Here is a 17,197-nt window from a genome sequence, read left to right as displayed (position 1 = left end):
AAACGGAGCGATCAGTCGGATTCGTCCGGCTCAGCCTCCGCCTCAGCCGGGTCGGTATCGACGGGTTCGCCCCCGTTGTTGCCGTTCGATCGCAATCGGCCAATCCGCTGGGAGACGGATTTGGAGACAGTGTCCGCCGCGAGGCGCTGGCGAAGCGACCCCAGCATCCCCACCGGCACGTAGAGGACGAAGATGACGAAGATGATGCCGGCGTAGAACTCGCCGTGGCCAGTCATGAACGCCTCCATCGCCTCGTCGACGGTGATGCTCCCGATGGTCGCGTCCAGCACCGACCCTGGAAGGACCTCCTGTAACCACGGCTGGAGGCCACCGCCGTTGGCCTCGCGGGTGAGGAACTCGTTGACGCTTTCGAGGAAGAGATAGCCAAACAGCGGCCCGGCCAGCGTGCCGAGGCCGCCGATGATCGACGCGACTAGCGCGAAGCCGGTGACGAGGAAAAACAGCGTCGTGTCCGGCGCTGCCGTCCCCTCGATCACGATGAGTAACGCGCCAGCGATGGCACCGAAGAAGGCGCTGATCATGAACGCCCCAATCTTGTAGTAGAAGACGTTGTAGCCGATGGCCTTCGCACGCTCCTCGTTTTCCCTGATGGCGATCATCACCCGTCCGAACGGCGAGTGGATGACCCGCTGCATGAGGAGATAGCTGAGGAGAACGATCAGGCCGATGGCGAGATAGGCGACGATCACCGGTTCGCCGAATTCGATGCCGAATATCGACGTATCGCCGAAGCTCGGATGAACCTTCGCGTTGAGGGGATCGACGAACGGAATCCCGATTGTCGGCTCAAACGGAGCCACCTCCGGCGGCGAACCAGCAGCGGTTCCGGTCGCCGGATCGGAGGTACCGGGCGTCAGGTAATCCCAGTGCTGGGAGACGACGTACATGATCTCCGCGATACCGAGTGTGATCATCGCGAAGTAGACACCGCTGAGCCTGAACGCCAGCAGTCCCACGAGCAAGGCGAACACCGCAGCGACAATCGCTCCGATGATCATCAACGCCAGGAACGGGAACTCCGCCGGAATACCCGGGAGTTGTCCGTTGTACCCGAGCACGACGATGTACGCGCCGACCCCGAAGAAGGCTGCGTGACCGAAGGAGAGATAGCCCGTGTACCCGCTCACGAAGTCGAACGACATCGCGAACAGCCCGAGAACGAAGATCATCAGCATCGTCCGCGGTTCGGGCAGAATCATCTCTGCGGTCAGTGCGAACAGATCGACGAGAATGTCGTAGACGAACGGATAGGCCAGAAACACCAGCACGACCGCGACGTGAATCGCGTGGTCCTGCAGGTACTGAACGGGCCAGCTATCCGTCGTCTCGAATCCGTCGACTGTGTCAGTACTCATCCGTGATCACCCATTCCTTCGACACCGAACAGTCCACGTGGCCGCAAGATGAGCATGACCACGAGGATGCTGAAGATCATCAGTTCGTCGACCCCGGTGAACTCGATGACGCCGGTCGTAAAGGCCCACGTCCCGAGCGCGTCGATCATTCCGACGAGCAGCGAGGCGACGACTGTTCCCTTGAACGACCCGAGGCCGCCGACGATCACGATGACGAACGCCGGAAGGAGAACATCGAGTGCCAGCGGAACGCTCACGCTCCAGAGCGGGTCCCACATCAGGATGACCCCCGCCGCGCCGGCGATTCCCGAGCCGATAGCGAAGACGACCGTGAAGGTGCGCTGCACGTTGACTCCGAGCGCTTTGGCCATCTCTTCGTCCTCGACGCCCGCGCGGACGAACAGCCCGTATCGGGTCTTGTTGAGGAAGGCCCAGATTCCGACGACGGTGAGGACACCGAGCAGAATCTCGAACAGTTGGAGATTCGAGTATTCGATGAACAGAAACCCGCCATCGCCGAGTTCCGACGGAAGGGTTTGCCGTCGTGGCGAGGCCCAGTCGAGATTCCACTGGCCGTTGTTGATATCGCGGAACTCGACGATCATCCGCATGAACTGCTCCATCGTGATCGTGATGCCGAACGTGAGCAGGATCTGATAGATCGGCGGATACTCGTAGAGCTTTCTGACCAGCGTCACCTCGAAGAGAGTGCCGAGCGCGGCCAGAATGGCGAATACGAGCACGATCACGCCGAGGAAGACGAGCATTACGGTTCCCCAGCCCATCCCCGCAGTCACGAGGCCGAGCATCAACCCCGCCGCGATGTACGCGCCGTACATCGTGAATGCGCCGTGGGCGAAGTTGATCACGTCCATCAACCCGAAGATCAGCGTCAGTCCGCTCGCGATCATCAGGTACAGGCTCGCTTTTGCCAGCCCTTCCACCAGAACGCCGCTGAAGTCGCCGGGCGACGTGAGCAGATCGAACAGGTCGCCGACGAACAGCGGGTCGAGTGCGAGTTGTTCGATCATGCTGAGAGATACCTCCTGAGTCGTTCGTCTTCAGTGGAAACCTCGTCCGTCTTGCCCTCGTCGATGATTTGGCCGTGATCCATCACGTAAAATCGGTCCGCGAGGTCGAGCGCGAGACCGAGTTTCTGCTCGACGAGCAAGATCGGAATCTCTTCGGCGGCGTCCATCAGCGCCCGGCCCACGTCTGTGACGATCTGTGGGGCCAGCCCCTCGCTGGGTTCGTCGACGAGCAGTAGATCGTTGTCGCCGACGAGGCCGCGAGCGATTGCGAGCATCTGCTGTTGGCCGCCGGAGAGATCACCGGCCCGCTGATCCGACCGTTCTTCGAGAATCGGGAACGTCTCGTAGGACGTCTGCAGCGCCTCTGGCACGTCCTCGCCGTCCGGCACTGCTGCGCGGATGTTCTCCTCGACGCTCAGCCGGGCGAACATTCGTCGCTCCTCGGGAATCCAGCCGATTCCCGCCTCCGCGACCTCGTAGGTGTCCTTGCCCACAAGCTCCTCGCCGTCGAAGGTGATCGACCCCTCGACCGGTGGGGTTAGCTGGAGGATCGATCGCATCGTCGTCGTCTTCCCGACGCCGTTGCGGCCGAGCAGCGCGACAACTTCACCCTCCCCGACTTCCAGCGAAACGCCTTCGAGGATGTGGCTCTCGCCGTAGTAGGTGTGGATGTCCGACACATCGAGCAGGCTCATACCACACCTCCGTCCGTCGTCGTCTGTTGTTCGAGATCACCGGCTTCGTAGCCGCCGAGATAGGCTTCCTGGACGTCCGGATCGCCGCGGACGTTTTCCGGCTTGTCGTCGGCGATGACCGCGCCCTGATTGAGCACGACCACACGCTCCGAGACATCCATCACGATGTCCATGTTGTGTTCGACCAGCAGCACGGCGTGATCGGTCGCGACATCCTCGATCAGGTCCTTGATATCGCCGACGTTCTCCGTCGAGACGCCGGCGTTCGGTTCGTCGAGTAGGAGCACGTCCGGATCACCCGCCAGTGCAATCGCGACTTCGAGTTGGCGCTTCTCGCCGTGGCTCAGGTTCTCCGCCGTGACCTGCTCCTGTCCATCGAGGCCGACACGCTCTAAAATTGCGTGTGCTTCCTCGTGGTGTTCCTCGAAAGCGTTGACGTTGCGCCAGAAGCGCAGGGAGTTTTGGCCGTGGGCTTGGGCCGCCACACGGACGTTCTCGAGGACCGTGCTCGTCGGGAAGATATTCGTGATCTGGAACGAGCGGTGGATCCCCAGTTTGGCGGTTTCCTGAGGCTTTGCGTCGGTGATATCGACCCACTCGCCATCCTGTTTGAACTCGACCGTGCCGTCGGATGGCGTGAGCGCGCCGGTGAGGAGGTTGAAAAACGTCGTCTTTCCGGCCCCGTTGGGACCGATCAGCGACGTGAGCTCCTCGCCGAGCTCGAAATTGACGTGGTCGGTGGCGGTGATTCCACCGAATCGCTTCGTGAGATCTGTCGTCCGGAGCATGTTACGACAGATCGCAGCTCATTTCGCTCGCCGGGATTGTCACGTCCTCGGCCGCGACCGTCTCGACCGGTTCGCCGGGCTGGATGGCCGCTGGCCAGTTGCCCTGGTCCTCTGGCGTCACTTCGACGTTGGCGACGGTCATCTGCGATTGAGCCTGATTGTTGTACTCCTGGAAAGTGTACCCGCCCTCGCCTTTCGGCGTCTCCTCGACGGTCATCCCGCGCAGGCCCGAGACGATGGCGTCTCGCGAGCCCTCGCCTTCCTCCTCGACGGCCTGGACAACTGCTGAAGCGGCTGTGAAGGCTCCGCTGGTGAACAGGTCCGGGACGACATCGTAGGTGCTCGTGTGCCGGTCGATGAAGGCGTCGTTGATCTCGTTGTCGTACTGGTTCCAGTGATAGCGCGTGGTGAACGGTCCGAAGTTGGCGTTTGCGATCCCCTCGTTGGTGAAGTTGTCACCGAGCACGTCGCTCAGTGTATCGCCGACGATTCCGAGCGTCACACGAGAGGCGAAGCCGCCGAACAGTTGCAGATCGTAGTCTCCAGTGAGGAACTCGGTCGCGAAGAAGGGCAGCGTCGACGCGGTGAACCCGCCGACCATTCCCTGCGCGCCCTCGTTTTCGGCGTCTTCGAGCAGCCCTTCCCACTCCTGCTGCCCGCTGGCCACCGACCGTTCGAGCACGATGTCGACCCCCCGATTCTCCAGTACCGTCCGGTAGTTGTTGATGACCGACTGTCCGAAGGTATCGTCCGCCCCGAACAGCGCCATCTTGTCGACATCGGTCGATTCGGCGATGTAGACACCACCACTTCGAGCGTCCATGGCCGTGTTCTCGTTCGCTCTGAATACCTGTTCTCGACAGGTCTCGTCGTTGGCAGTCAGTCCCGCCGACGCGGCCGGGCCCATGATGAACGGCACATCAGACCGGTCGACAACCTGTGTGATGACACGCTGAGCACCGCCGGAGTTCCCGACACCAAAGAGGAGATCGACCTCGTCTTCGGTCGTCAGGTCTTCCGCAAGCGACTGCGCTTCCTGCGGATTGAACTGCGTGTCCCGGACGAGCAGTTCGATGTCGGTATCACCGACGGAGTACTCGTACTCGCCTGCGTCGACGGCGTCGGATGGCAGCGGGTCGTCGTCGGCTTTCTGTGCGAGTCCGTTGTAGAACCCGGCGGTCCCCTGCGCACCGTAAGCGGGGAGCGGTCCCGAGAAGTCCTGCAGGACACCGATCGTCAGCGACGCCGAAGACTCCTCATCATCGCCGACCGCACAGCCGGCGAGCGCCAGTGCACCTGTCGTCCCCATCGTTCCCAGTAGCTGTCGTCGCGTGAGATTGGATCCCATGTCTGTATATGAATACAGTAGCATCCCATGAAAACCAAGATGTTAATATGTTAAATTCGGCCGAATATTGACGGTAGCGCTGGTTGTAACTCCCAGAGCACAATTCTGTGAAAAACTGCTGTCGCTCGGAATCAGTCGGGTGGAGAAATTATCCCTGTCCGACCATCCGGTCTTCGTCCTCCCACTCCTGCTCGCGGAGTTCGAATTTCTGCACCTTCCCGGTTGCCGTCGTGGGCAGTTCTTCGACGTACTCGATCCGCCGAACGGTCTTGTAGTTCGCCAGGTTCTCCCGCGTGAACTCGGTCAACTCCGTCGCAGAGACCGGTGGATTCTCCGGATCCTCGTTCGATGGGACGACGAAGGCCTTCGGCGTCTCGCCCCACTCCTCGTCCGGCGAGGGGATTACCGCGACATCACTGACGGCGTCGTGCTCGAAGAGCGTGTCCTCCAGTTCGATGCTAGAGATGTTCTCCCCGCCGGAGATGATGATGTCCTTCTTGCGGTCCTGGATCGAAATCATCCCGTTTTCGTCGACTACCGCCAGGTCGCCGAGGTGGTAGTACCCCTCCGCGCGGTCGTTGAACGCTTCCTCGGTGGCCTCGGGCTTGTTCCAGTACTTCTCCATGACCTGATTGCCCTTGACCACGACTTCGCCGATGGTCTGGTCGTCCTGTGGCACGTCGTTGCCGTCCTCGTCGACGACGCGGATCTCGGTGCCGAGATAGCCGAAGCCCTGCCGTTTCTTGACCGCGAACCGGTCGCTGCTGTCGTCGTCGAAGTACCGGCGGGCGTCGGAGGTGGTGATCAGCGGTCCCGTCTCGGTCGCGCCGTAGACGTGTTTGAGATACCAACCGAACTTTTCTTCGACTGTACGGATGGTCGCCTCCGGCGGCGCAGCGCCCGCGGTCGCGATTCGCACGTCGTTGGCCCCGGTCGTCGCCGGATCCTCCGCCTCGTAGTAATCGATCAGCATGTTCAACACCGTCGGCGCGCCGCACATGTAGGAGACATCCTCGGTCTGGACTGCCTCGAAGATGTCCGCTGCCTCCACACCACGGGTACAGATGTGTTTCGCGCCCATTCCCGTGATGGCGTAGATATGTCCCCACCCATTGACGTGGAACATCGGCAGCGTCCAGAGGTAGATATCGTCATCGCTGATCTCCTGATGGATCGACATGATGTAAGCGTGCAGCGTCTCTGTGCGATGTGTCCGGCAGACACCTTTCGGATCGCCCGTCGTCCCGGAGGTGTAGTTGATGGTGACGACCTCGTCTTCGGTCATATCAGGGCGGTCGTACTCGCCATCGTTCTCGTCGAGGACCGCCTCGAACGACTCCCAGTCGCCGTCGACGGCATCCGTATCGTTTGTGATGAACGTCTCCGTCGGCACCTCGTCGCGGATGGCCTCGATCTTCTCGGCGAAATCGTAGTCCGCATAGACAGCGTCCACGCCAGCGTCTTCGAGGATGTACGTGAAGTCGTCCGGTGTGAGCCGGTAGTTCAGCGGCGTGTGGACGGCACCGATCTGCATCGACCCGTATGCGGCTTCGAGATGGTAGTGTGTGTTCGGGTCCAGCACGGCGACTCGGTCCCCCTTCTCGATGCCGCGTTCTTGGAGCGCAGCGGCGAATCCGTCGGCGCGCTCACCGAGTTCCTCGTACGTGTACCGTTCCCCCGTCGTCGCGACGACTGCTTCCTCTTCGCTGTAGTGATCTCGTGCACGGTCGAGAAAGTCCGTTACCAGCAGTGGCTTGTGCATAGAGCAACTATCTAACTGGCGTCACATCAAACTATAGGTTAATATATACACTGAAAGTCAACCCCCGTTCCGAAGGGCGATTTTCAGGGGGCGTCGTAGGCGGCACCGGCCGCGATCAACACGCCGATCAGTCCGGTGATCGCCGAGATGGTTCCGATCGCGAACACGCCGATCTGGAGGATCCGACCGTCGAGTGTCTCCGCAGCGGTGAGGACAAACAGCGCAGTCACGAAGGCGATCAACGCCAGTAGTCGAGCCAGTCGCCCAACATCGATCGCGTCAGTCACTATTACCCCTCACCACGCTGAGGACACCCTCGTACTGAGGATTACCGAGGGCGTGAATCGACTGGCAGATCCACATCCCGGCGGTGAAATTCACAAAGGCGACGAAAGAGATCCTGCCAACCTCCCCTTCGAGAACGAACGCAGACAGGATTGCCCCCATCAACGTGACCGCCATAATCGCGTGAGTTATCAGCGACCGGATCCCGAACGGCTGGAACCGTTCCAGGAAGGAATTCGTCATAATTTATTGATGTTGCCCACGGTGATAAGCTACCGGAATTGGCCGGTTGAACGCCTGTAGCACCGCTTTCGGTTTTGATTATCCGGGAGAATTTTGCTGACTGAGCGGACGCATCGCTCAGTCGTCGTCAAGTACACCCTCAGCGACGGCGATATCCTCGGCACTGGGATCGGACTCGGTCGCTCGGAGGACAGACCGTTTACGTACGATATCGGCAGCGTAGATCACCGTCCCGAGGATAATCAGCGTGTCTCCGGGCAGTCGCGCCCAGAACAGGGTCTGGACGATGCCCTGCTCGTAGAAGCCGAGTCCTCGTGCGACGGCGGGGCATCGAACGTTCGCTCGACCGAGACGGTATCCATGTGGCGCCCTCCGATGAGGGTGGTTCCGACCACAGAGAGGCCCAACCAAAACCTGAATTTTTACTGACTGGATTTCCCTGACAGCAATTTCGATACAGCGCAATCTACCGTCAGGATACTTAACTACCCAGCACATATTGCCAGATACGTAGCATGAGCGAGGGGAGAAACGGGCTGGAAGAACTCAGTGCGGAACAATACCGGACGCTTATCGAAGAGACCTCTGATGTGGTTTCGATCATCGACGACGACGGTACCGTACTGTACCAGTCACCGAACTCGAAACCTGTGAAGGGGTGGTCACGAACTGCGTTGCTCGGGGAAAATATCCTCGATTATATTCATCCCGATGATCGGGGTCGAGTCGTCGACGCGTTCGAGACGCTCTCGAACGAGGAAGAATTCAACGAGGAAGTCGAATTTCGGTTCAAACCGAAAGAGGGAGACTGGATCTGGCTGGCCACGACCGGAACGATGCCGGATCCAGACAGTCCTATCGACGGGTTCATCACCACCAGTCGGAACATCACCGAACGCAAGGAGACCGAGCAGAAACTCAAATCCCAGCGCGACGACCTCGAACTGCTCAATCAGGTCGTCCGCCACGATATCCGCAATGACCTGCAAGTTGTCTCGACGTACGCCGAACTGCTCGAAGACCATCTCGACGAAGAGGGGAAAGAACATCTGAAACGGCTCAAGGAGAGCAACGAGCAGGCCGCCGAACTGACCGTCACCGCGCGTGATCTCACTGATGTCATCCTCCAGTCCGAGAGTGACCTGGAACCGATTCCACTGAAAACCGTCGTCGACCGCGAAGTCTCCGAACTTCAGTCGTCACAGCCTGACGCAGAGTTCACCGTCTCAGATTCGCTCGAAGGGATCTCGGTACACGGAGACGATATGCTGGAGACCGTCTTCAGGAATCTGCTGAAAAACGCGGTCCAGCACAACGACAAGGAGACAGCCAAAGTCAGCGTCTCCGCGGACGTCGACGGCGAAACTGTAACGATCCGAGTAGCCGACAACGGCCCCGGTGTGCCAGACTCCCAGAAGGAGACGGTGTTCGGAAAAGAAGAGAAAGGACTCGAAAGCGGAGGAACCGGAATCGGGCTATATCTGGTCCGTGAGATCGTAACCGGATACGGCGGTGAGATCTGGATCGAGGACCGCGAGGAATCCGACGGCGCTGTCTTCGTAATCGAACTGCAGGCCGCCGAGTGACCGGCCGAGGTTACACAGCGACGGGATTTTTTGTATCCACCGTCTAATTAGGCCATGAGCCAACAGGCTACCGATTCAGTCCTCGTATACGCCGATTACGTCTGCCCGTTCTGTTATCTCGGCTACGAGTCACTCGATCAGTATCAGGACCAGCGCGATAACCCAGTCCCGACAGACTGGCATCCCTTCGACCTCCGAAGCCAACAGCGCCGCCCCGACGGAACGATCGATCACTCCGTGGACAACGGGAAAGACGACGAATACTACGAGCAAGCCAAACAGAACGTGGAACGTCTCGCCGAGGAGTACGGCGTGGAGATGGCCGAACCACTGATGAAAGATGTCGACTCCTACGACGCCCAGCGCGTCGCCTACCGCATCCGGGAAGAACATCCCGAGCAGTTCAGCCAGTTCCACCGGAGTGTCTTCGACGCACTCTGGGAAGACGGCCGCGATATCGGCGATCAGGAGGTGCTCGAAGATCTGGCCGACGATGCCGGCATCCCGACCGATATCGTCGCTGCGGCTCTGTCAGACGACTCGACTGCCGAAGAACTCGAAGCGGCGTTCGAGTCCGCACAGAAAGAGCGGATTACAGGCGTTCCGACCTTCGTGTACGGAGCCCACGCCGCCCGTGGTGCGGTCCCGCCCGAGCAGTTGCGCCGACTGGTCGAAGGGAACTGATCGACTCTTTTCTGCACCATCGGACGAGGATTTATATACCAACCCCGGGCCAGAGCGCGTATGTCAGATCGCACTCTCTGGCAGGACGAACGAGCAATCGAAGGCTTGCCGATCCGTCTGGTGATCGCACTCGTCGTCGGGGTCGCGTGTCTCGGCGTCATGTTGAGTGTCGTCGGCGGCTTCAGTTCACTGAACGAGACCGAACTGGACACGAATCCACAGCCAGACATTGTCGAGGAAGGGAATCAGACAGTCAACGTCACCGTCGTCGATACCGACGGCGAACCGATCGAAGCGGCGACGGTCATCGCCCGCGGTGACACCGCACAGTTGGACGCACTCGCCCGCGCTGAGACCAACGAAGACGGGGTGGCACAGCTAACAGTCGAGCCACGGCTCCGTCCGAATCAGGACGAAGGCCGAATCGAACTCGATATCAAGCCCCCACACGGGGAATACGTGGACAAACAGGAAAATACCGGAATCTTGGTGATCGCCAGTTAGTCCCAGTCGATCCAATCGAGTTCCCAGCCCTTGCGACGGCGAGCGTCACGTTCGGCAAACTCCCGGTCCTCTCGGTGGGTCCGATTGCGCTCGACAGTGTTCGCTTGCTCGCCTTCGACGAGCATCGGATTGAACGCACAACTCCCCAGCCGTTGCACGTCGCCGTCGCTGTCGACCACCGATATCGACTGTGTCGCCGTGCCGAGCGGCATGACGAGTCGGCCGTCCTCGCTTAGCTGGTTCAGCAGTGCCTCGGGCGGCCGAACGGCCGCAGCTTCGAGGAGGATTCGGTCGTAGGGAGCATACTCCGGGAGGCCGTCGGCTCCGTCACGACAGTCGACGAGTACCTCAGCGTAGCCGGCCCCGGAAAGATTGTCCCGCGCCTCGTAGACGAGTTGGCGGTTGATGTCGACGGCCTGTACCTGCCGGCTGCCCACGATTTCGGCGATCACAGCCGTCGTGTAGCCGACGCCGACACCGACGACGAGCACCGAATCGTCGGAGTCGGGAGCGAGAGCTTCGAGCAGGCGGGCAGCCGTGCTCGGGGCCAGCACGCGGGTCCCGAACCGCTCGAAGGCCCGGTCGGCGTACGCTGCGCGTTCGTCCTCGACGAAGGCATCCCGGGGGACGCTTCGCATCGCGCCGGCGATATCGTCACTCTGGACACATCCCTTGCTGGGGTGGACCAGACTGTCGACCATATCGTCTCGCAGTACCGCAGGGTCCATGGATAGCTGTTGTCCCGAGCAGTAATGAATGGACCGCTCGGCTATTGAAGCGGCACGAACCTGACGTACCCGTGCGGTTCGCGCTCGTCGAGTTCGTCTTCATCGACGACGCCGCGGATCAACCGCTGGCGACCGTCGGCAATTGGTCCCAGGACGATACCACCGGAACGGACCTGTTCGACGATCGGCGACGGGAACGACGAGCCAGCACAGGTGAGATACGCGCCATCGTACGGTGCGTGTTCGGGCCAGCCCTGCTTGCCATCACCTGATCGGACACTGATTGCTCCGTACCCTAGATCGTCGAGGGTCTCCCGGGCCTGTGCCGCGAGATCCTCGTGGTATTCGACGCTAAAAACGTTTTCTGGCCCGACCAGTTCGGCGGTCACCGCCGCGTGGTAGCCACAGCCAGTCCCGATTTCGAGAATGCGGTCACCTGGGTCGGGATCGAGCAGATCGACCATGATCGCAACCATATGCGGGGCGCTGATGGTCTGTCCGTTGCCGATCGGCAGGGGCCGGTCCTCGTAGGCCGACTCACGTCGCGAGGGAGGAACGAACTCGTGACGTGGGACTGCGCGCATCGCTTCAGCCGTCCGCTCGCTCAGCGATTCCCGCTCGACGAGATCCGCAATCAGTTGGCCGCGGGCCTGCTCGTACGCCATGCTACCACGCCGACCACGCCGTAGTCGACTCGTCTCTGACGTACAGTCGTTTGATATCTTTCGCCAGTGCTGCGTCGCCGCCGAAATCCAGTTTCTCGTGGTCGTAGCCGGTCGCGTCGTCGCGGAGATAAATCCCCTCGATGGTGAACTCCTCACCTCCGAGTTCTTCGGTCTCGTCAACGACGAACTCGTAATCACCGGGCACCTGCAACGAGAAACTTCGGGTCTCGTCGTGTTCACCGGATTTCGGGTGTGCCGTCACGTTGACCTTGACGTTGCCGACCGCGCGCGTCCAGATCGTATTGACATCCTCGACGGCGGCCTCTTCGGTGCGTCCCTTGTCGATTTCGAGGCTGGTGATTCGGACCGTCAGAATCGCCTCGTCGGTTTCGAGCAGGAACTCCTCACCAGTTGCGATCGTCTCGTCGACCGGTGCCTCGGTCGAGGCCGAAAACGACTCGCCGTCTTGGGAGACGACGACATCTTTCGTCTGGGTCTGTTCTTCCGGGAGTTGTTTTTTGTGAACGTGATCACATTCGGTACAGCGGATCGTCGCCTGACCGCCGGGGGAGAGGATTTCGTGGACAGTCTCCCGCTCCGGCGAGCACGCCGGACAGGCGACTGCAATCCGTTCTGTAGGTTCGCTCATAGAGACACCTTGGATACACCGGTACAAAAGCCGTCGGTGTTGTCCCGTTCTCAGAACGCGCATTCTGCCGAAGCCTTTTCAGTAGTCTGGACCTACATGGTATTCATGAGAGACGACGATCGAGACGACCCCTTCGACGAGTTCTTCGACGAGATCGAACGGATGATGAACGAGATGATGGGGCCGAACGCGAACGTCCACTTCGAGCACAACTCCGAGCGCGGGCGCGACCGCGACCAGGGCGGTCACGACATCCACTTCGACATCCACGAACACGACGACGAAATCCGCGTCGTCGCGGACATTCCGGGCGTCGAGAAAGACGCAATCGATCTGCAGTGTGACGGTAAGACCCTCCACCTCGAAGCCGGTGGCGGCGAGCGACGCTACGATGAACGCGTCTCGCTTCCGAGCCGTGTCGACGAACACTCCGCCAGCGCGACATACAACAACGGCGTCCTCGAAGTCGTCTTCGACCGCGTCGACGACTCGACGAGCATCGACGTATAAATTGAGAGATCGAACCGCAGTGTCGATAGACGGTCTTTTGTACTGAGCGGTTCAGTAACTAGACATATGTCAATCAAAGGTTCAGGAGAGCCAACGGAGTGGCGCGAGATCGATCGATCTGAAGACGGTGTGGGCTGGATTCCGCACCCCGACGAGGCGATGCAGCGGGCCTGCCACGCGATCAAGGGCGACGACGGCGGTGTCTGGCTGATCGATCCGATCGACGTGCCCGGTCTCGACGATCTCGTCGAAGAGTTCGGCGACGTTGCCGGAGTCGTCATTCTGCTCGACAGACACAAACGCGATAGTGCCAAACTGGCCAACCGACACGACGTCTCCGTCTGGATTCCATCCTTCATGAGCGGCGTCGAAGAAGACATCGGCGCTCCGGTCGAGCGGTTCGGGAATTCCCTCGACGAATCCGGATTCACACTACACAAACTGGTCGACAACTCATTCTGGCAGGAGGGTGCCCTGTTCAACGAGGAGACGGGCGTACTCATCGTGCCGGAGTCCGTCGGCAACACGGATTACTTCCACACGAACGAGCGCCAACTCGGCGTTCATCCGATGCTTCGACTGTTCCCGCCGACCCGTCTGGACTACTTCGACCCGAGCAGAATCCGTGTCGGCCACGGCAGCGGCGTGAGCGAGGGTGCGCCGACGATTCTCGACGACGCCCTGACTGGTTCCCGAGCGCGCACGCCACGGTTGTACTTCAAGACATTCAAAGACTTCGTGCTGGGCTGAGGCTAACTTACTTGCCGTCACCCGCACAAAATCCGCCATGGATCGAGAGACTGCGGAGCCTCAGGTCACCGAGTTGCCGGGTGAGCGCGGGCGGCGAGTGGTCGATTTTCATCACGAACGCGCGGCCCCGAGCACCTACGTCTACGAGTTCGTTTGGGACCCCAGCGCGCCCGCAATCGGCCCGTTCTGTACCGATGTGGACGGCAACGTACTCATGGACTTCACCGGCCACGTGGGGGCGATGCCGCTGGGGTACAACAACCCGAAAGTTCTCGATCCACTCGCGGAGTTCGACGTGGTCGATCCGCTGAAAATCGCCGGACAGGATTTCTATCTCCCGGCTACGTCGGTGCTGGACGACGCCGGCTTGCCAGGCCCGGCCGACCTGATGGAGCGGCTAACCTCGATTTCCGGCCAGTACGACATGGATACGGTCTTTCTCTCGAACTCCGGGGCCGAGGCCGTCGAGAACGCGCTGAAGATCAGTTACGATCACACCCACGGGAAGTACGCTATCACCTGTGAAGGTGCCTTCCACGGCCGCACTCTCGGAACACTCTCGCTCAACCGATCGAAGGAGATCTATCGCCGAGAGTTCCCCGAAATCGCGAGCGTGCAGGATATGCCGTACTGCTCGGATCGAAACTGTTCGCCGGAGACGTGTGACTGCGGATTCTTCTTCGACGAGACATCGAGTCTGCGGAAGATGGTCGGTGACGGAGGATACGTCAATCCAGAGGAAGTCGCCGCCCTCGTGATGGAACCGATCCAAGGCGAAGGCGGCTACCGGTTCCCCTCGGATGCGTTTATGAACGAAATCGCGTCGATCACCGAAAAGTACGATATTCCGCTGGTCGTCGACGAAGTGCAGTCCGGACTCGGCCGGACCGGCGAGTGGTGGGGGTCAGATCACTACGCCATCGAGCCAGATGTTATCGCGAGCGCGAAATCAGCCCGCGTCGGCGCGACCATCTCCCGAGAAGAAGTGTTTCCCGAGGAGAAGAGCCGTCTCTCATCGACGTGGGGGGCTGGCGATATTATAGCCTCCGCGCAGGGCGTGTTCACTATCGACGCCATCGAGGAGTACGACCTGCTCGACAACGCCGCCGAGCGCGGCCGCCAGATGAAAGAACTGCTCCGGGACGCGACTCTCGACGGCGTCGTCGACGTGCGCGGGAAGGGGCTGATGCTGGCCGTCGAATTCGAGAGTGAGAATCTCCGCGATGCCGTCCAGGAAGAAGCTTTCTCGCGGGGATTCCTGATCATGGGCTGTGGGAAACGGACGATGCGGCTGCTCCCGCCGCTGGACGTAACAGCGCGTGAGATCGGACTCGGTGCCGAGTTGTTCGCCGAGAGCGTTCGGGCGGTCTGAGGCTTAGAACTGGTACCGGCGGTCGTCGTTTTGCTGTGGCTGCGGGAACTGTCCGCCGGTCATCTCCTCGAATGTCATGCCGGAGAGATACTCGTCGTAGGTCACGTCGTACTGGCTCCGCAGGTGGAAATCGAGGTTGCCGGTCTCGACGGCGGTCTGAAAGAGCATGTGTACTGCCCGCCGGAGTAGTTCGTCGGTATCGTCGGGTTCGAGCGCGACCGAAAGCATCGCCAGTTCGTTGCGCGTCTCCCGGTCCAGTTCCATGTCGACTTCCTCGCCCAGATCGGCGTACTGTCCTTCGATATCTTCGGTCAGATCGTCGAGACTCATACCCCGCGATTTGGCTGTCTCGAACAAACGACTTTCGTCCGCCGCCGAGGCCGAACATGTAGATACCGCTCGGCCCAAACGGGAGATATGACCGTCAGCTACGACAACCTCACTATCGAGTGGCTTGGCTACGCCACCGTCCGAATCGAGGGCGAGCGAACGATCTACCTCGATCCGGGCCGGTATGGCGTGTTGACCGGCGAGTGGGAACCGGATTCCGACCGCGGGCGGGCCCATCCCGAGGCGACCGATTACCGCCCCGAAGACGGTGATCTCGTCTGTCTCAGTCACGTCCATCACTACGACCCAGACGGAATCGACCGCGTACTCGATGACGGAGGGACGGTCGTAGCCTGTGAGGGGATCAACACCCGCACGAGTTCCCGCAACCTGCCGCGACTCCTCGACCTGGCGTACGACCTCGAAAAAATCGGGACGGAAGCGCAACTGATCGCCGCGGACACGCCGATCTGGACGGTCCCTGCGTACAACGAACCCGACGGACCGCACACACGCGCGGACGGAACGCCGATCCACCCCGAGGGCCGAGGCTGTGGATTTCTCCTGAGCGTAGACGGGACACGGCTGTTCTGGCCCGGCGATACAGACGTGCTGCCCGGACACGAGCGACTGGACGTGGACGTGTTACTCCCACCGATTGGCGGAAGGTTCACTATGGACCGCGAGGCTGCCGCCAACCTCGCAGAGGCGATGGATCCCGATCTGGTCGTGCCGATACATTACAACACCTTCGAGGCGATCGAGACAGACTCGACAGCCTTTGCCGATGATCTCGGTGCTCGCGGGATCGAAGTGGCACTCGACGAGTAAGCGGTCGTCGCTCCTGTCAGTCTCAGAATGGTCGTACTCACAGGGGGTCGCTGGCTCCGCTCACGGCGGTCAACTCCCCGGTTCGGACTGCCTGCTTGAGACCGATCTCGGCGATATTGCCGCCGTGTTCGGCCGTTCGGCGAAGTCTGTCGAGCACCGCCCGAGAGTGGTCCCCAGCGTCCGACCCGAGCCGGCTTTTGGCCGCAGAGATCTCTTCACGAACTCGCTCGCGAGTGTCAAGGGCCTGCTGGGCCGTCTCGACACCCGCGTCGTCGATGAGCGTGCTGACTGCGTCCGAAACGATCTCTCGGGCCGTCTCGGCGAGCGCTCGAAGCTCAGCCACAGTCTCGCGGTCGAACTCGTTGCCGGCGGCCGCGCCCGTGGTTACGATCGCCTCGGCGTGGTCGCCGATGCGTTCGAGTTCCCGGGTGGCCTCCCAGAGCTCGAACAGTTCGGCCCGGGGCACGCCGAGCGCGTCGGCTTCGTCGAGTCGCCGGATCGCCCGCGAGAACGACCGAGTAATCATCGCCGAGAGTCGGTCAGCCTGATCGTCGCGGTCGCCCGCTGTCGGCGGCGCGTCCCCCTGGGCCAGCGCAGCGGTCGCGTCTCTGTGCATCGAAAGCACGACAAATCTGAGCTGTCGGACCGACTGCGACACCGAAACCTCGCTGGTATCGAGGAGCGTCTTGACCGTGATCGTCGTCTCCGAATCCTCGACGATGGAGACGCCGGTGAGGTTCCGTGCGACCCGGTCGAGCAGTTCCTTCTGTTCGGCCGTAAACCGCTCCGAGTGTTCGAGTCGGACCGTTTTCGCCCCCGTCGCGTATGCTGCCCGGATCGTCCGTTCGATTGCAGCCGTCTCCTCCCGCGTGAGATGGACCGTAATGTGGGCCGGCGCGGTCTGTTCGGACTCGGGTGCCTGAATGGCGAAGATGCCATCCAGGTGTCTATGTAGCTCGACAGTGTCACCGGCGGCGATCCCCTGTGCGTCCGCCCACTCTTTCGGGATCGAGACGGTGAAAGTTCCGCCGCCAACGGACTGAATTTTGCGTGTTTTCAT

General features: G+C 60.9%; 20 protein-coding genes and 1 pseudogene. 7 read left to right on the top strand and 14 right to left on the bottom strand.

Going from position 1 to position 17,197, the window contains the following annotated elements; all coding sequences use genetic code 11:
* Positions 1-11: 11 nt before the first annotated feature.
* The 9 genes and pseudogenes from V8P86_RS10675 to V8P86_RS10635 all read right to left on the bottom strand — a co-directional run.
* On the bottom strand, positions 12-1,376 hold the full coding sequence (locus V8P86_RS10675) for a branched-chain amino acid ABC transporter permease (RefSeq protein WP_336327249.1): 1,365 nt from the start codon (positions 1,374-1,376) through the stop codon (positions 12-14).
* The gene (locus V8P86_RS10670; RefSeq protein WP_336327248.1) at positions 1,373-2,407 is read right to left on the bottom strand and encodes a branched-chain amino acid ABC transporter permease; all 1,035 of its coding nucleotides are present in this window, start codon (positions 2,405-2,407) and stop codon (positions 1,373-1,375) included. Before V8P86_RS10670 ends, V8P86_RS10675 begins: the two co-directional genes overlap by 4 nt.
* Positions 2,404-3,102: an ABC transporter ATP-binding protein gene (locus V8P86_RS10665; RefSeq protein WP_336327247.1), complete on the bottom strand. Its 699-nt coding sequence runs from the start codon at positions 3,100-3,102 to the stop codon at positions 2,404-2,406. Before V8P86_RS10665 ends, V8P86_RS10670 begins: the two co-directional genes overlap by 4 nt.
* Entirely contained in the window at positions 3,099-3,890 is a 792-nt protein-coding gene (locus V8P86_RS10660; protein WP_336327246.1) for an ABC transporter ATP-binding protein, read from the bottom strand. The genes V8P86_RS10665 and V8P86_RS10660 overlap by 4 nt, the downstream gene beginning before the upstream one ends.
* Before the next feature lies 1 nt (position 3,891).
* A complete protein-coding gene (locus tag V8P86_RS10655) occupies positions 3,892-5,238 on the bottom strand; it encodes an ABC transporter substrate-binding protein (RefSeq protein ID WP_336327245.1) in 1,347 nt (448 codons plus the stop codon).
* A gap of 148 nt (positions 5,239-5,386) precedes the next feature.
* On the bottom strand, positions 5,387-7,000 hold the full coding sequence (locus V8P86_RS10650; RefSeq protein WP_336327244.1) for a long-chain-fatty-acid--CoA ligase: 1,614 nt from the start codon (positions 6,998-7,000) through the stop codon (positions 5,387-5,389).
* Positions 7,001-7,083: 83 nt separating this feature from the next.
* Entirely contained in the window at positions 7,084-7,287 is a 204-nt protein-coding gene (locus V8P86_RS10645) for a hypothetical protein (protein ID WP_336327243.1), read from the bottom strand.
* On the bottom strand, positions 7,280-7,528 hold the full coding sequence (locus V8P86_RS10640; protein ID WP_336327242.1) for a hypothetical protein: 249 nt from the start codon (positions 7,526-7,528) through the stop codon (positions 7,280-7,282). The genes V8P86_RS10645 and V8P86_RS10640 overlap by 8 nt, the downstream gene beginning before the upstream one ends.
* A 117-nt stretch (positions 7,529-7,645) precedes the next feature.
* Positions 7,646-7,852: pseudogene (locus tag V8P86_RS10635) on the bottom strand (hypothetical protein); the annotation flags it as partial.
* A gap of 191 nt (positions 7,853-8,043) precedes the next feature.
* Between V8P86_RS10635 and V8P86_RS10630 the strand changes: the two are divergent.
* Genes V8P86_RS10630 through V8P86_RS10620 form a run of 3 tightly spaced genes read left to right on the top strand, consistent with a single transcriptional unit; the run spans position 8,044 to position 10,302 of the window.
* Positions 8,044-9,114 carry a PAS domain-containing sensor histidine kinase gene (locus tag V8P86_RS10630; protein WP_336327241.1) on the top strand — a complete coding sequence of 357 codons (1,071 nt, stop codon included), beginning with the start codon at positions 8,044-8,046 and terminating at the stop codon, positions 9,112-9,114.
* Positions 9,115-9,168: 54 nt separating this feature from the next.
* On the top strand, positions 9,169-9,798 hold the full coding sequence (locus tag V8P86_RS10625; protein WP_336327240.1) for a DsbA family oxidoreductase: 630 nt from the start codon (positions 9,169-9,171) through the stop codon (positions 9,796-9,798).
* Positions 9,799-9,858: 60 nt separating this feature from the next.
* Positions 9,859-10,302 carry a DUF7382 domain-containing protein gene (locus V8P86_RS10620; protein ID WP_336327239.1) on the top strand — a complete coding sequence of 148 codons (444 nt, stop codon included), beginning with the start codon at positions 9,859-9,861 and terminating at the stop codon, positions 10,300-10,302.
* Here V8P86_RS10620 and V8P86_RS10615 read toward each other — a convergent pair.
* The 3 genes from V8P86_RS10615 to V8P86_RS10605 are packed head-to-tail and all read right to left on the bottom strand — an operon-like array spanning position 10,299 to position 12,344.
* A complete protein-coding gene (locus tag V8P86_RS10615; protein ID WP_336327238.1) occupies positions 10,299-11,030 on the bottom strand; it encodes a protein-L-isoaspartate O-methyltransferase family protein in 732 nt (243 codons plus the stop codon). The two genes, V8P86_RS10620 and V8P86_RS10615, sit on opposite strands and share 4 nt — an antisense overlap.
* A gap of 41 nt (positions 11,031-11,071) precedes the next feature.
* Entirely contained in the window at positions 11,072-11,695 is a 624-nt protein-coding gene (locus V8P86_RS10610; protein WP_336327237.1) for a protein-L-isoaspartate(D-aspartate) O-methyltransferase, read from the bottom strand.
* 1 nt (position 11,696) lies between these two features.
* Positions 11,697-12,344: an HVO_0476 family zinc finger protein gene (locus V8P86_RS10605; protein ID WP_336327236.1), complete on the bottom strand. Its 648-nt coding sequence runs from the start codon at positions 12,342-12,344 to the stop codon at positions 11,697-11,699.
* Positions 12,345-12,449: 105 nt separating this feature from the next.
* Here V8P86_RS10605 and V8P86_RS10600 point away from each other — a divergent pair, with 105 nt between their 5' ends.
* The 3 genes from V8P86_RS10600 (at position 12,450) to V8P86_RS10590 (ending at position 14,976) form a co-directional block, all read left to right on the top strand.
* Positions 12,450-12,854, top strand: coding sequence for an Hsp20/alpha crystallin family protein (locus V8P86_RS10600; protein WP_336327235.1), 405 nt, complete (start codon positions 12,450-12,452; stop codon positions 12,852-12,854).
* A 66-nt stretch (positions 12,855-12,920) separates the two neighbouring features.
* Positions 12,921-13,604, top strand: coding sequence for a hypothetical protein (locus V8P86_RS10595; protein ID WP_336327234.1), 684 nt, complete (start codon positions 12,921-12,923; stop codon positions 13,602-13,604).
* Between the two features lie 37 nt (positions 13,605-13,641).
* On the top strand, positions 13,642-14,976 hold the full coding sequence (locus tag V8P86_RS10590) for an aminotransferase class III-fold pyridoxal phosphate-dependent enzyme (protein WP_336327233.1): 1,335 nt from the start codon (positions 13,642-13,644) through the stop codon (positions 14,974-14,976).
* A 3-nt stretch (positions 14,977-14,979) separates the two neighbouring features.
* Here the strand turns inward: V8P86_RS10590 and V8P86_RS10585 are convergent, their stop codons facing one another.
* Complete coding sequence (locus V8P86_RS10585; RefSeq protein WP_336327232.1) at positions 14,980-15,306, bottom strand: ribbon-helix-helix protein; 327 nt, start codon at positions 15,304-15,306, stop codon at positions 14,980-14,982.
* A gap of 87 nt (positions 15,307-15,393) precedes the next feature.
* Between V8P86_RS10585 and V8P86_RS10580 the strand changes: the two genes are divergently transcribed.
* Entirely contained in the window at positions 15,394-16,137 is a 744-nt protein-coding gene (locus V8P86_RS10580; RefSeq protein WP_336327231.1) for an MBL fold metallo-hydrolase, read from the top strand.
* A 37-nt stretch (positions 16,138-16,174) separates the two neighbouring features.
* On the opposite strand, the gene V8P86_RS10575 is transcribed toward V8P86_RS10580, so the two are convergent.
* Complete coding sequence (locus tag V8P86_RS10575) at positions 16,175-17,197, bottom strand: PhoU domain-containing protein (protein ID WP_336327230.1); 1,023 nt, start codon at positions 17,195-17,197, stop codon at positions 16,175-16,177.

Source organism: Halovenus anhuiensis, assembly GCF_037080055.1.
Classification (GTDB): domain Archaea; phylum Halobacteriota; class Halobacteria; order Halobacteriales; family Haloarculaceae; genus Halovenus.
This window is presented reverse-complemented; position numbering and strand designations above follow the sequence as displayed.

Bases quoted from the DNA above. Each gene is read 5' to 3' on its own strand.
- V8P86_RS10670 (WP_336327248.1), bottom strand. From the start codon at position 2,407: ATGATCGAACAACTCGCACTCGACCCGCTGTTCGTCGGCGACCTGTTC.
- V8P86_RS10585 (WP_336327232.1), bottom strand. From the start codon at position 15,306: ATGAGTCTCGACGATCTGACCGAAGATATCGAAGGACAGTACGCCGAT.
- V8P86_RS10675 (WP_336327249.1), bottom strand. From the start codon at position 1,376: ATGAGTACTGACACAGTCGACGGATTCGAGACGACGGATAGCTGGCCC.
- V8P86_RS10660 (WP_336327246.1), bottom strand. From the start codon at position 3,890: ATGCTCCGGACGACAGATCTCACGAAGCGATTCGGTGGAATCACCGCC.
- V8P86_RS10640 (WP_336327242.1), bottom strand. From the start codon at position 7,528: ATGACGAATTCCTTCCTGGAACGGTTCCAGCCGTTCGGGATCCGGTCG.
- V8P86_RS10615 (WP_336327238.1), bottom strand. From the start codon at position 11,030: ATGGACCCTGCGGTACTGCGAGACGATATGGTCGACAGTCTGGTCCAC.
- V8P86_RS10625 (WP_336327240.1), top strand. From the start codon at position 9,169: ATGAGCCAACAGGCTACCGATTCAGTCCTCGTATACGCCGATTACGTC.
- V8P86_RS10665 (WP_336327247.1), bottom strand. From the start codon at position 3,102: ATGAGCCTGCTCGATGTGTCGGACATCCACACCTACTACGGCGAGAGC.
- V8P86_RS10655 (WP_336327245.1), bottom strand. From the start codon at position 5,238: ATGGGATCCAATCTCACGCGACGACAGCTACTGGGAACGATGGGGACG.
- V8P86_RS10650 (WP_336327244.1), bottom strand. From the start codon at position 7,000: ATGCACAAGCCACTGCTGGTAACGGACTTTCTCGACCGTGCACGAGAT.
- V8P86_RS10580 (WP_336327231.1), top strand. From the start codon at position 15,394: ATGACCGTCAGCTACGACAACCTCACTATCGAGTGGCTTGGCTACGCC.
- V8P86_RS10605 (WP_336327236.1), bottom strand. From the start codon at position 12,344: ATGAGCGAACCTACAGAACGGATTGCAGTCGCCTGTCCGGCGTGCTCG.
- V8P86_RS10630 (WP_336327241.1), top strand. From the start codon at position 8,044: ATGAGCGAGGGGAGAAACGGGCTGGAAGAACTCAGTGCGGAACAATAC.
- V8P86_RS10575 (WP_336327230.1), bottom strand. From the start codon at position 17,197: ATGAAAACACGCAAAATTCAGTCCGTTGGCGGCGGAACTTTCACCGTC.
- V8P86_RS10620 (WP_336327239.1), top strand. From the start codon at position 9,859: ATGTCAGATCGCACTCTCTGGCAGGACGAACGAGCAATCGAAGGCTTG.
- V8P86_RS10590 (WP_336327233.1), top strand. From the start codon at position 13,642: ATGGATCGAGAGACTGCGGAGCCTCAGGTCACCGAGTTGCCGGGTGAG.
- V8P86_RS10600 (WP_336327235.1), top strand. From the start codon at position 12,450: ATGAGAGACGACGATCGAGACGACCCCTTCGACGAGTTCTTCGACGAG.
- V8P86_RS10610 (WP_336327237.1), bottom strand. From the start codon at position 11,695: ATGGCGTACGAGCAGGCCCGCGGCCAACTGATTGCGGATCTCGTCGAG.
- V8P86_RS10595 (WP_336327234.1), top strand. From the start codon at position 12,921: ATGTCAATCAAAGGTTCAGGAGAGCCAACGGAGTGGCGCGAGATCGAT.